Annotated in this window: 11 protein-coding genes and 1 riboswitch; of the genes, 3 read left to right on the forward strand and 8 right to left on the reverse strand. The window is 42.5% G+C overall.

From position 1 onward, the window contains the following. Positions 1-555: 555 nt before the first annotated feature. Positions 556-1,161 carry a hypothetical protein gene (locus VR862_RS00925; RefSeq protein ID WP_324719057.1) on the forward strand — a complete coding sequence of 202 codons (606 nt, stop codon included), beginning with the start codon at positions 556-558 and terminating at the stop codon, positions 1,159-1,161. 55 nt (positions 1,162-1,216) lie between these two features. Here the strand turns inward: VR862_RS00925 and VR862_RS00930 are convergent, their stop codons facing one another. From VR862_RS00930 to VR862_RS00950, 5 genes are all read right to left on the reverse strand, one after another. Next, a complete protein-coding gene (locus tag VR862_RS00930; protein WP_324719058.1) occupies positions 1,217-1,990 on the reverse strand; it encodes a DsbA family protein in 774 nt (257 codons plus the stop codon). After that, on the reverse strand, positions 1,975-2,907 hold the full coding sequence (locus tag VR862_RS00935; protein ID WP_324719059.1) for a manganese catalase family protein: 933 nt from the start codon (positions 2,905-2,907) through the stop codon (positions 1,975-1,977). Before VR862_RS00935 ends, VR862_RS00930 begins: the two co-directional genes overlap by 16 nt. A 234-nt stretch (positions 2,908-3,141) precedes the next feature. Then, positions 3,142-3,957: a universal stress protein gene (locus VR862_RS00940; RefSeq protein WP_324719060.1), complete on the reverse strand. Its 816-nt coding sequence runs from the start codon at positions 3,955-3,957 to the stop codon at positions 3,142-3,144. 126 nt (positions 3,958-4,083) lie between these two features. After that, positions 4,084-5,103 carry an LLM class flavin-dependent oxidoreductase gene (locus tag VR862_RS00945; RefSeq protein ID WP_324719061.1) on the reverse strand — a complete coding sequence of 340 codons (1,020 nt, stop codon included), beginning with the start codon at positions 5,101-5,103 and terminating at the stop codon, positions 4,084-4,086. Beyond that, entirely contained in the window at positions 5,100-6,089 is a 990-nt protein-coding gene (locus VR862_RS00950; RefSeq protein WP_324719062.1) for an ATP-grasp domain-containing protein, read from the reverse strand. Before VR862_RS00950 ends, VR862_RS00945 begins: the two co-directional genes overlap by 4 nt. 398 nt (positions 6,090-6,487) lie before the next feature. Beyond that, positions 6,488-6,586, reverse strand: a riboswitch (SAM riboswitch). 247 nt (positions 6,587-6,833) lie between these two features. Between VR862_RS00950 and VR862_RS00955 the strand changes: the two genes are divergently transcribed. Then, positions 6,834-7,652, forward strand: a complete 819-nt coding sequence (locus tag VR862_RS00955; RefSeq protein WP_324719063.1) for an HAD family hydrolase — start codon at positions 6,834-6,836, stop codon at positions 7,650-7,652. Positions 7,653-7,711: 59 nt separating this feature from the next. Here the strand turns inward: VR862_RS00955 and VR862_RS00960 are convergent, their stop codons facing one another. Both VR862_RS00960 and VR862_RS00965 read right to left on the reverse strand, forming a co-directional pair. Continuing rightward, the gene (locus tag VR862_RS00960) at positions 7,712-9,208 is read right to left on the reverse strand and encodes a S10 family peptidase (RefSeq protein ID WP_324719064.1); all 1,497 of its coding nucleotides are present in this window, start codon (positions 9,206-9,208) and stop codon (positions 7,712-7,714) included. A 59-nt stretch (positions 9,209-9,267) separates the two neighbouring features. Next, complete coding sequence (locus VR862_RS00965) at positions 9,268-10,110, reverse strand: phosphatase PAP2 family protein (protein WP_324719065.1); 843 nt, start codon at positions 10,108-10,110, stop codon at positions 9,268-9,270. Positions 10,111-10,309: 199 nt separating this feature from the next. Between VR862_RS00965 and VR862_RS00970 the strand changes: the two genes are divergently transcribed. Then, complete coding sequence (locus VR862_RS00970; RefSeq protein WP_324719066.1) at positions 10,310-10,786, forward strand: SRPBCC family protein; 477 nt, start codon at positions 10,310-10,312, stop codon at positions 10,784-10,786. A 66-nt stretch (positions 10,787-10,852) separates the two neighbouring features. On the opposite strand, the gene VR862_RS00975 is transcribed toward VR862_RS00970, so the two are convergent. Beyond that, on the reverse strand, positions 10,853-12,307 hold the full coding sequence (locus VR862_RS00975) for a TonB-dependent receptor (RefSeq protein ID WP_324719067.1): 1,455 nt from the start codon (positions 12,305-12,307) through the stop codon (positions 10,853-10,855). Positions 12,308-12,380 lie beyond the last annotated feature (73 nt).

A 12,380-nucleotide genomic window follows, 5' to 3' on the forward strand; every position in this document is an offset into this window, starting at 1 on the left:
GAGCGAGTAAATTTGATACAACATTAGATACAACCAAACCTTTCTCCGATTCTGTCTGGTTACCTGAAAAAAAGTAAAAATACTAGTGTAATATCATCGGAATACACATTTCTGTCTATTTAGGTGCTGTTTCAAGTAAACTCGAAACCTCTCGCGATCACATCAAGTACAAAACCACGTCCCAAAGGGCGTGGTTTTTTTTGTTTCACGTAAACCTGAAGCGAAGCTTCAAAGGTTGAAATGGAACACAAATAACCGCGGCGTTAGTCGAGGTTTTGTATTTGCAGGAGTGCATCGAATATGAAAGCAAATCCTCTCGCGATCACGAAAAACCCCTCTAATAGAGGGGTTTTTTGTTTCCGTAAATTTGTAAAATGGAATTGGATCAAGAACAAAAGTTGTGGATCAGAAACCTACCAGACGGCATCTTAATTACTTCAAAAAAAGACACCCGGTTTTCACGCCCAATGTTATAAAATCTTAATTGTCGGCTTTCGCTCACGCTCTTATAATTAGAAGTCTTATCTTAAGTAATAACATTAAAAACAGATAGTTATGAAAAAGAGATTTATGAGTACTCTAATGATTTTATTCCTTGGTACGAGCCTTTCCGTAAGCGCCCAGTTTACCAAAGCCAATGTAGAACACTGGCCCGAATCTGCTAAAAAAGCGGCTAAGGCAATGACCGACAAATATGGAGAGCCGCATCAACAAACAGAAGATATGCTCATCTGGAAGGATACAGAGCCCTTTACCCATACCATAGTTTACAAGGAGGAAATTCAGCATAACTTCCCTATGCCCCATAAGGATGTTTTGGAGCAGGTGATCAACTATGATGTACCGGTAGAAAAATTCTCTGATCTGGCTACCTATGATGGCAGTGTCATTGTTGAAAGAACTAAAGGTACCATGGCAGCACGTTGTGATAAAGAAGCAGCCAATCTTCTTGCTCTAAATCTTGCACACGATATCATCCAGGGAACCAGAACTGTCGATGAGGCCCGGGAAATGTATGCCGGAGTAATAATGCAAATGCTACAGGGAAAAGAACATGGTTACCTGCAGAAATTGACTTTTGGATTGCCGGAAGAAGATCTAACCAGTCCCGATGAAACGATAATGGACATGTCTGAAGTTAAACGATTGAAAAACAAATAATCCAAATGTGACATTTAATTAAAACTGCCGAAGGATCTCGCCTCCGGCAGTTTTTTTATGGGCACAGTTCTTTGGAGTTTTCAGTGACTTCAGTGACTTCTCTGTCAGTAAGATTTACCCAGCTTTTGATATATACCTCTTTATTTATGATTTGATCAAGTTCAAGCTCCGGATCCAATAAAAGAAAAGTTTTTTTCAGCTCATGAAAAGGTCTGTAACCCGTGATTTGATATGTCTTGTCATGATATGTGATCAAAAGACTGGGGAAGCGGGTAATCCCGGAAGCTTTCGTTCTATCAAGATCTTTTCTGAAGAGCTGACTCACTTCATCTGAAAGCAGATCATCTTTGAATTTGCCTTTTTTGAGAACTCCATCTTTTTCCAATTCCAAAGCTATTTCGAGAACAACTGCTACTTCTCCTATATTCTTCTTGTGGATCATTACTGCTTCCCTGAGTTTGCGGAGCACGGCTTCCTCAGCAACTTTAGATTGCAAAGCAGCGGCTTTAACTGCCATGCAGGCCAGATAAGACGTATCTACAGGATTTGAGATCCAGATGTTCTCCTCAATTGGCTGGCCCGACATGTTCTTTGCCTGCATCCATAGAGGCCCCACCTGTGCCGGTCGGGCGATATCATTCATTTGATCGTTAAAAGATTTCCAGTCTCTTAAAAGACCGCCCATCACATAGGTGATCTCAAGACGGTCTTTTAAAAGAAAGCGCAGCTTTCGCAGTTGTGGCTCAAAGGCCCAGCTCCAGCAACAAAGTGGATCTGTAAAATATTCAATTCTTATTTTCTCCATGGAAATGGCTAGTATTTGCTCCATTGAGCCTCACCTTTAGGCATGGCTTTCTTTATTTCTTCGAATTTCTTTTTACTCAGTTCCTTGTTCTTCTTTTCCACCTCCTGAGGATCCCGGGAAAGTTTCTTGTCTTCATCTCCTTCCGTCATTCCTTTGGTCTTTCTCACGTGCTCAATTGGATCGGAAATGTACTCCCAGGTTTCGCCCAGCTCCGGACTCTTACCTTCATTCCATGGTCCTTTCACATCTTCCCCATTAGATAAATTGAAGTATTTGTTACTGTATTTCGGATCGCTTTGAAGTACTCCCGGTGGGAAATTAGGCTCTATGGTTTCCAGTGCTGCCTGGAACATCTGGAAGTGAGCTACCTCCCTGGTCATTAGAAATCGCAGTGTGTCCTTTACATGAGGATCATCTGTATGCTGCATCAGGTATTCATAAACGATCTTAGCCCTGGATTCAGCAGCGATATTAGACCTTAGATCCACAGTGAGATCTCCATTGGCGGTCACATAGGCCGAGGTCCATGGATTCCCATTACTATCTGACAGGGCAGGTCCACCTCCCGAAAGATTGAAGAATTGAGGATTCACCATAGCGTTATGAATAAAATCCTCCTTTGAAGCTTTTCCCTTGAGGAGGGCCATAATTTCAGATTCTTCGGCGGCATTTTTCAGATCTCCGTGAATGCCCTTCAGCAGCATTTGAATGGTGGCTCCCACTATTTCGAGGTGACTGAATTCTTCAGTTGCGATATCCATGAGGAGATCATACTTGTCTGGATGTACCTGTTTGGCAGCAAAGGCCTGGGTAAAATACTGAAGAGCGGCTTTTAATTCTCCATTGGCGCCGCCAAATTGTTCAAGAAGTAAGGTGGCAAAAGCAGGATCTGGTTTAGATACCCGCGCATTGAATTGTAATTCTTTTACGTGGTAAAACATAATGTTTAGATTAGTGGTTAATAAATCTTTTTCCACTATTAAGTTAGGAGGTTTAACTTCCACGAGGGGTTAAACTTTATCTAAACTTCTGTTATTGTTTGACTTATAGTTATGATTAGTATAAATAGAAAACCGCTTCTTTTCTAATGAAACGGTTTTCTACTTGTAATCCTTAAGAGTAAGTCGGCTAAAACTTAGCATCCAAAAATGCCATTTTTGAGAAGTCTTTTTGGCTTATGGCATTGCAGGGAAGCTGAGGAGAGGAGAAGGACTACAATATTGCATTTTTTTAATCATGTCTCTGGTGAGGCCTCTCTTCAGGAAGTTGCTGTTCTTCCTGTCGGGCATCAAGACGATATCGGGTCGCTCTTTTTCGATTGCTTCCTTAAGAGTCTCAAAAACTTCGGAAGAATAAAGCGTTCTATAGTTGATATCTTCAAAAGCGACTTGTTCATGAACTTTCTCCTTAAACTTATCGAGATTTTCCAGTGCTTCAATTTCCTGTTTGTGACTTATATGAAAGATCTCAATTTCTGCCTGAAGCATTTTTGCCAGAGGGATTAATTCCTTCAGAAAAGTTACGTCCTGATCATCATAGGTGCTTGAAAAAAGGATTTTTTGAGGCTGTTTATACTCAAATCCAGGAGGAACTGCCAACACCGGGATGGAGGATCTTCCTATCATTTCACCCGTGGTGGTCCCAAGGATGCGATCTTTAAGTTTACTTGCACCACAGGATCCCATGATCACCATCCTCACATTGAGATCTTTGGAAAATTTCAGGATTTCCTCGGCTACCCCGGTGCCCGAAATTGCTGCAGGTGAGATCAATTGAGGATCATATTCTGCTCCCAGATGTTTTTTACAAAAATCCAGCAGTTCTCTTTGATGGTACTTCAGGATATCAGCATTTTTAAGTCCGTTTGTGCCGGTAGTGTATACGTGAAGCGCTAAAAGATCATCTCCAAGTGTTCTTGCAAGACCTGCAGCAGATTTAAGTGCTGCAACCGAATTTTCTGAAAAATCTGTGGCGTATATAATCTTTTTCATGACATCATCATTTAGAGGTATAAAGGTAATTTGCCTTACTCTTAAAAAGGATGATATTGGTCAGCTTGAGCCAAAAAAAAGGCTGCCCGGGTGGGACAGCCTTCATGTATAAAGCAAAGGAAACTTTTAATTTGTTGCAGAAATAATTGAATCTGAAAATCTTTCCATCTCCTCCAGTTGCGGGCTCGCCTGTAGTAATAGGAAATCAACTCCCACATCCTCAAATTCTCCAATCCTGTCCTGAACCTGAGTAGGAGTTCCCGCCAGTCCTGCTCTTAATCCGCGGTTGGAGACCGAATAATCCTGAAGGGACAATTTACTTTCAAGCTGAGTGTTCTCTACCCATTGCTGGTAATTCTTATAACTGGCCGAGGAGGCCTCCACAGTCGTGATTCTCCCGATTTCTTTCTTCACATCCTTTTCGGAGTCTCGAACCACTGCATAGGCAGCGACCCCAAATTTCATGGGAGGAAGACCAAGAGCTTCTCTGCGCCGCTTCATGTCTTCAATTCTCTTTCCAATTTCTGCAGGGGAATCGCCGTGCATAACATAGCCGTCGCACTGCCGGCTTATCATGGTTTTAGCGGCTTCAGATTCTCCCCCGGCATAAAGGAATGGCTTTTTTGCAGGTTTTGGCTGCAATACATTATCCTGGACCTGGTAGTAATTTCCGTTAAAAGTCACGTGATCTTCCTTCCAGAGTTTGCTAACCACTTCTATCCACTCTCCCGTGCGGGCATATCTGTCATCGTGCTGGTCGAAATCTATCCCATACTTTTCTGCTTCTGCTTTCCACCAGGAGGCAACGACATTTAACGAGATCCTGTCGTTACTTATGTGTTCCAGATTCGCGACAGCCTTTGCAAGCAGGGCCGGATTATGATAAGTGGGTCTCACCGCCACCATGATCTCCAGCTCCCTTGTTACCGCAGCAAGTGCAGCTGCAGTAGACCACGCATCCAAAGATGGGGCCTCTTCCCCTTTGATATCATTCAAATACAATTCGGCAATAAGAGAGAGGCTATATCCCCAGTCTTCACTTTTTTGCGCCAGGTTCTTTATGTATTCCCAGGAAATAGACATGTTCTCATTAGGAACATTTCTCAACCATCCTCCAAATACCGGTAACCAATATCCGTATTTCATAGTACTTCTTCTTTTTTAAGGTTAGCGACTTTTTCTATATAGTCAACCAGTTTTTCATGGGGATCAAATCCTATGACGTTGGTTGCATCTGCCACGAAATTGGATAGCGCATTCACATCATAATAATAAAGTTGCCCATCTCTGTCGTCTATGATGTATTCTATACCACCCACTTCTATGCCCGTGGCCTGGATGATTTGCTCAATTTGCTCAATGATCTCTTGGGACGGAGTAAAGGCTTCTACCTTTAATCCATTTTTTGGCGCATCAAGAGCACACGCATTCCTTGTTAATTCTTGCCCTGTCGTAGTTTGGCAGATATCTGCCGGGCAAAGGTTGAAGCTTTCGCCCGAGGTGTATACTTTTATTCCATAGAGGTATTTGCCTCCAAGAGTTTCAACCCGGTGAATGGATCCACCCCGCGCCGGAATAAATTCCTGAACCAGGGCCGTAGCGTCAAGTCCCAGATCAATGTTATTTTCTGCTACTGCCTGCTGCAGTTCTTCCCGGCTATTGAATTTAACGATTCCCGCTCCACTACCACCTATGTTGGCTTTGACCACAATTGGAAACCGAAGACCTTCACTTGCAGAAACCGCCTGGGAAGGATGATTGATCACCACTGCCTTTGGGTAGGGGAGACCAAGAGATTCCAGCAGATTCAATTGAAGGGCTTTCGAAATTTCATACTTCCATGCTTTTGATCCATTGATCACCTTTATGCCTTTCTTTTCAAGTGATTCCAGTAGGCTGGAGGTATAAAAGATTGCCTGTGCATTATTGCGCAGGTAAGCCGATGGACTCATTCGGTTAAATAGAACATCGTAGGAGAAATCCTTTTCAGCAATTCTGAAAAGATGTTCTGCAGCATTCTGTTTCTCCACCCGGATTTCGCGTTTTTCCAGTTCATTGAATAAAGGACGAAACCAGTCCGGGTGCTCGTAATAGACTGCTATGGGGTTAGGATTATTGTTATTAAGACTCATGATATAATTATTATTACAGTTTTTTTGAATTTTTAAGGGAGTGAAATCCATCTACAGCAATGGACAAACATCCAGCTTTTGCCACTGGATAATTTCTCTCTCCAACTGGTTTCCTGCTTGAGAGAAAACCTGAAAGTTGCTGTTAGGCAATAATTTGCAAATGCCTTTCCGAGAAACGGGAACAGGATTGGGTACATAATCAATAGATACAAGGAAAAAAGGCTTCAACGAGGCCAAATAAATTACAGGGATTCAGTCCGAAAACTGAAAGAGCAAAGTCGGTTTAAAAAGCTCCTAGCAACAACAGCAACAAAAAGATCTTGAAGTCGCCGAACAGTATAAGGAAGTGTTGAAATGCAGAATAGCGTCTGCCGGTATGGAATTTTTCATCATCGTTTAATTTATATTCTCCAAAATTGGATCAGGAGTTAGCACCTTGACTCGGTCAGGTTGCTAGCGTATCATTGAGCCTGTCTCTCCACGCTTCTTTATAAATCAATTCACTATTGATTTGAAGAAGCAAAAATAGAATGCAACTTCGAGATCACCAAAAAAGATTTTCCAAAAGAAAAAATTTTTTCTTAAAGCATTGATAAACAGTTGCTAGCCCTCACTTCCTTCAGGAGTTTAAGATCTTCAGCGGCATTTGTTGAGTATTTAAAAGTGATCTTCCCAAAAAATTAACGTGTGTAATTAATTCTTCCGAAGTCTTAATTTTAAATTTGGAGCCCTAGAAATATGATAATGGATTATTCAAAGATAAAGCTCATCGTGAGTGATATGGATGGCACTTTGCTCAACAGCCGGCATGAAGTGAGTCCGCAATTCCTAAAGATATTCAAGGAGCTACAGGAGCAGGAAATAAAATTTGCTGTTGCCAGTGGCCGGCAGTACTACAGTCTCATGGAACGAATGGATGCTGTCAAGGATGAGCTTATTTACCTGGCCGAGAATGGCGCCATTGTAATGTACAAGGGCAGGCAACTTCACATTGTGCCCATGGAAAGGAAAGTGGTTCATGAAGTAATAAAAGCAGTGAGAAAACTCGATAACAAGTATTTGATCCTCTGCGGAAGGAAACAGGCTTATATTGAGAAGACAGATCCTGAATTTATGGAACCCTTTCTTAACCATTACGAGAAGTACAAGGTTGTTGAAGACCTTTTACAGGTCGAAGATGATGTGATCCTGAAGCTCACCGTCTGTGACCTTGCCGGCGCCGAAGAAAATTCCCTGCCACACCTTCAGCATTTCGGAAAACGGTTACAGGTAAAACTTTCCGGAAAGATCTGGATCGATTTCAATGACAAAGAGGCCCAGAAAGGAAATGCTTTAAAAGCTCTTCAGCAGCAAATGAATATAAAGGAGGAGGAAACTCTGGCCTTTGGAGATTACCTGAATGATATCGAATTATTTCAACATTCGGGCTACAGCTATGCTATGAAAAATGCACATGATGAGGTGAAAGCAGTAGCAACTCATCATGCTGGCAGTAATGATGAATTTGGTGTTGAAAAGGTACTGGAGGAGCTTCTTGAATCTGTTAAGGCCACTAAATCCTGATGGTTGTCCAAAAAAAAGCCATTCCTGATGGGAATGGCTTTTCATTTTGCTCTTTTTTACTAGTAAGTTGCAGGTGCTCCCGGTTTGGGCAAGGAGTTAAGGATAAACTCTCGTAGGTCTTCATTGGCCTTTTTAAGGTCTTCATTCCTCAGGTACATCATATGTCCACTTCTATAACCTTTAAAGCTTAATCTGTCACGCATTTTTCCACTAGGGTCGAGTTGCCACATGGTATATTTTGCGTCAAAATAGGTCGTGGCACCATCAAAATATCCACTTTGGATCAAAACGTCCAGGTTTGGATTTTGTGCCATCGCCTGTCTTAGGTTTTCCCCTGTGTTGTCTCTACTGCGATCCCAAGGGTGTACAGGTCCAAACATGTAATATGTAAGATCTGTCTTGAACTTCAGATCATTTCTTAAATAGTGGTTGATCGCAGGAGTAAAAGAATGCAGCCATGAAGTAAGTTCAGAATTGTAGTCGGGAGAATCTCCTGCTTCTTTGCGGTCCAAACCAACATACCGGGAATCAAGCCTCCCTACTGTTAAGCCTTTTTTATCTCTAAGCAGATCCTTCCAGAAATACCTGTAAGGTACCTCCAAATTGTGTTGCAGGATCTCTTCTTTTGAGATGCCTGAATATCTGGCCATGGTAGCGGCTATATCCTCTTTTCTTTCCTGCTCAAGAAAGCCTCCCTGTGCGAGTGCCGGTAGTAGTTCATTGATAGCGTATTGCTCTACTTCGGGAAGCAATTCTTCCAGATCTCTTTGCTGAAGTTCCTGCGGAAGCAGGTCATGATACCAGGCAGCAGCGGTGAAGTAGGGGAGTCGGTTTGCGATTTCCACAGGGCCTTCACGATCTATACCAATATCTGTTGGGGAAACGAGGATGACTCCATTAAGGTACATCCATTGGGAATTCTGAAGTTCCAGCGCAAGGCCTGAAACTCTTGTGGTGCCATAACTCTCTCCAATAAGATATTTTGGTGATAGCCACCGGTCATAACGGGTAACGAAGGTGTTGATCCATTTGGCCAAGTAACTCACGTCTGCATTTACACCAAAGAACTGGTCTCTATCTCTTTTCTTGTCACCTTTAGGTTCAATGATCCTTGAGAATCCTGTATTTACGGGATTAACAAAGACAATATCTGCTACATCCAGGATCGAATAAGGATTTTCCTTTACGCCATACGGCTGGATAGGAAAACCTTCAGGATCGATTTCCAGCACTTTGGGTCCGGTGTATGCTATATGCATCCATACCGAAGCCGATCCCGGTCCGCCGTTAAAGGAGATCACCAGGGGACGGTTCTTCAGGTCCACATTGCCTTGCCGTTTATAGTAGGTGTAGAAGAGACTGGCTATAGCTTCTCCTTCATCGTTCCAAACGGGTTGCATCCCGGTAGTTGCAGTGTAATCTACTCTCTGGCCATTGATGTTGACCCTGTGGGCAGTAACTACAGTGGTGTCTACGGGAATTGGAATTTTTTTCTGGGCTGTAACTTCAGGGGTTAGAAAGGCGAATAAAATCGCCACAAAGAAGATATTTCTCATGTTTAGGATTTGATTAAAACCTAAAAATAGAAAAATTCAGCAGAAAAGAAGTGTTTCAATTAAAAGCTGTACTGAAAGGACAGGCCCTGATATTCATATCCGCGGATGTCTACTCCCATGGTTGGTGACATTCTAAAATCGGAATCTTCGATTTTATGGAACTCCGGGATCAGTATTCCACTTGCTGCACCAACAGCATATCCTACTATATTATCTGTCAAAAAGTGCTTTCCGGCTTTGGATCTCAGGTAAGCTACCCATGCAGGTACTGCAGCGGCTGCTGTCCACACGTACGGCTTCAACGCAGAATCGGGATAAAAATCATTATAGATCTTCGCAGCAAAGAAGGTAGCCGATGCAGTTGCAGCAGTATGTCCTGCGAAAAAGGACCTTTGAGCCCCACCTTCTCTTCGCAGATCTTCGGGTACAGAGGTGTTGTAAACCAAAGGTCTTGGTCTGTCAACAAGGCCGGCAGTAATAGTAAAGAGAGCACCTGTGGTAGCCATACTTTCCACGAATAAAACGGAGATTTGCCCGGCATGAGTCCTGAGCTTTGAATCTGTGAGCATCATGACCACAGGAACAGCGAAAGAGCCGTAAAACGGATAATAACTAATATCGTCGGCGTTTTCACTGTAGTTCCCGGCAATGAACCTGTCTATGCGCGGAACATCCTCTTCAGAAAGATCATTCATCTTCTCCAGGCTTAGTGCTTCCTTGTCTTGTACCAGCTTAAATCCGAGAACATTCAAACCAAGGCTCACTCCCAGGTAAGTACCATCGACTGCCCAGCTGGTTTTATAGGGAGAAGGATCTATGTCTTGATCCTGACTGAAATTTTGAGATTGGGTGGTGATAGAAATACAGAAGATAAAGATCAGGGGAAATATGAATCTGTTCATGTGTTTTTTGCTTTTTCCCAAAACTCGCATATTTCTAAACCAGTACCGTAGAGATTAACGCAATTATAAGAGTGTTTATAAGGGTTTTGACAAAATTTTCAGAATTTAAAGCCAATGCAAGAGACGCTTAAAAATAAATAATGTTTAAATTATTTATTGGTAACTTAAACAAATATTATCTTTGAAGAAAATATTCAACATGAAAATTTACTCCTTACGAACGGTTCAGAAATTACCCATTTCTATTGAAGAAGCCTGGAACTTCTTTTCAGACCCAAAGAATCTAAAGATCATCACTCCCGAATACATGGGATTTGATATCACCGGTGGCGGAGACCGGCCAATGTATGCAGGACAGATCATCCAGTATATCGTAAAGCCTGTCGCGGGAATTAAAACCAAATGGGTCACGGAGATCACTCATGTCAACGAACCTTTTCATTTTGTGGACGAACAGCGGTTTGGCCCATATAGCCTGTGGCACCATAAACACTTCTTCAGGGAAATTGAAGGTGGCGTAGAGATGGAGGATATTCTGGATTACAAACTTCCTTTTGGAGTGATTGGGCGGGCAGTTCATAAACCCGTGGTAAGGAAAAAGCTGGAGGAGATCTTTGCCTTCAGAAAAAAGAAACTTTTGGAGATCTTTGGGGAGTATAAAGAAAGATCCGCCTAAAATGTCATTTTTGGCACCCATTGCTGAGTGGTGACATTCGAGACGGATCAATTTTCAACCTAAGAATTATAATCTTTGTGCTGCTTTCTGTTTTTGATGGCTAAACAGGTTGTGTTCTTTGATCATAGCTGTTGTCCTTTCAGGCAGCATTTCTTCCCACCCCCCTTTTCCTTCGGCGATCATTTGGAGTACTTCCCTGGAGTAGATATCCAGAATTTCGGGGTCATAATCTGTAATATCCACAACTTTTCCGTTGTACTTAAAGAACTTGTAAAGCTCCTTCATCCTTGGATGTACCTTGAGGTTATCGCTGGTCGTGATCTCTTCGGTCTCCCGGTCCTTAAGAGGATACAGGTAAACCTTAAGGTCTTTAAAGAATAACTTACCAAAAGCTTCCAGGATCCCTCCACTAAGGTGGCGGTAATATTTTTCGTCAAAGATGTCGACCAGGTTATTAACTCCCATAGCCAGTCCCATACGTTCCTTGGTGTACCTTGAGAAGTATTCAACCACTCTGTAATATTCCTGGAAGTTAGAGATCATAACGGTTTGACCCAGGGAGCAGAGGAGCTCGGCCCGGTCCATAAAATCTCTCTCATCGATTTCCCCTTCTGCCCGCAGGTTGGAAAGAGTGATCTCAAATATGACTTCCGTATTTTCTTCAGAAACACGATTTTCTTTCAGGAACAGTTCCAGGGAACGCTTGTACATATCCATATTCACCTTGGTAACCGGCCTAAAGCTTCCACGAAGAGCAAGAATGTTCTTCTTGTAAAGGATCTTTGCAGGAAGTACGTTGTTCCCATCTGGTGCGAACATCACGGCTTCGGTCATTCCATTCTTTACAAGCTGTAGGCTCATCAAGCGATTGTCCACCTTTTCAAACCTCGGCCCCGAAAAGTTGGTCGTGTCGATCTCTATCTGGTCCTTATCGATATGGTCATAAAGGTATCTTAGAAGTTTCTTGGGATTATCATATTTATAATAGGCTCCGTAAATAAGGTTTACCCCCAGGATTCCCAGTGTATTTTGCTGAAGACGGGCATCGTTCTCGTGAAAACGCACATGAAGGATGATCTCGTTATAATCTTCCTCGGGATGCACCTGGTAACGAATACCTACCCACCCGTGACCTTTGTATTTTTTAGCAAAGTCAATGGTGGCAACTGTGTTCGCATAGGTAAAGAATAATTTATTGGGATGTTTTTCACGCGAGATCCTTTGCTCAATGAGACTGGTCTCATGCATGAGCATCTTTTTAAGTCGCTCTTCCGTTACATATCTACGGTCGTCTTCAATTCCATATATCGCGTCACTAAAGTCCTTATCATAGGCGCTCATGGCTTTTGCAATGGTACCCGAGGCACCACCGGCTCTAAAAAAGTTACGAACAGTTTCCTGTCCCGCACCTATTTCAGAAAAAGTTCCATAGATATTTTCATTAAGATTAATACGTAAAGCCTTACTCTTAATTGACGGGACGTTTTCAAACTCCCGGTCACCCATTATGGTTATTGGCATAGCAGATTTTTTTATCGACAATTGGTTCCTCGTTTCAGAACCCTTCATATTGTCATCAAAGGTACTAAAATAG

Origin of the sequence: Salinimicrobium aquimaris, from assembly GCF_035607535.1 — a bacterium.
Lineage (GTDB): Bacteria > Bacteroidota > Bacteroidia > Flavobacteriales > Flavobacteriaceae > Salinimicrobium.

Coding starts and splice junctions, on each gene's coding strand:
- VR862_RS00965 (WP_324719065.1), bottom strand. CDS start 10,110: ATGAACAGATTCATATTTCCCCTGATCTTTATCTTCTGTATTTCTATC.
- VR862_RS00975 (WP_324719067.1), bottom strand. CDS start 12,307: ATGCCAATAACCATAATGGGTGACCGGGAGTTTGAAAACGTCCCGTCA.
- VR862_RS00950 (WP_324719062.1), bottom strand. CDS start 6,089: ATGAGTCTTAATAACAATAATCCTAACCCCATAGCAGTCTATTACGAG.
- VR862_RS00940 (WP_324719060.1), bottom strand. CDS start 3,957: ATGAAAAAGATTATATACGCCACAGATTTTTCAGAAAATTCGGTTGCA.
- VR862_RS00970 (WP_324719066.1), top strand. CDS start 10,310: ATGAAAATTTACTCCTTACGAACGGTTCAGAAATTACCCATTTCTATT.
- VR862_RS00960 (WP_324719064.1), bottom strand. CDS start 9,208: ATGAGAAATATCTTCTTTGTGGCGATTTTATTCGCCTTTCTAACCCCT.
- VR862_RS00930 (WP_324719058.1), bottom strand. CDS start 1,990: ATGGAGCAAATACTAGCCATTTCCATGGAGAAAATAAGAATTGAATAT.
- VR862_RS00945 (WP_324719061.1), bottom strand. CDS start 5,103: ATGAAATACGGATATTGGTTACCGGTATTTGGAGGATGGTTGAGAAAT.
- VR862_RS00935 (WP_324719059.1), bottom strand. CDS start 2,907: ATGTTTTACCACGTAAAAGAATTACAATTCAATGCGCGGGTATCTAAA.
- VR862_RS00955 (WP_324719063.1), top strand. CDS start 6,834: ATGGATTATTCAAAGATAAAGCTCATCGTGAGTGATATGGATGGCACT.
- VR862_RS00925 (WP_324719057.1), top strand. CDS start 556: ATGAAAAAGAGATTTATGAGTACTCTAATGATTTTATTCCTTGGTACG.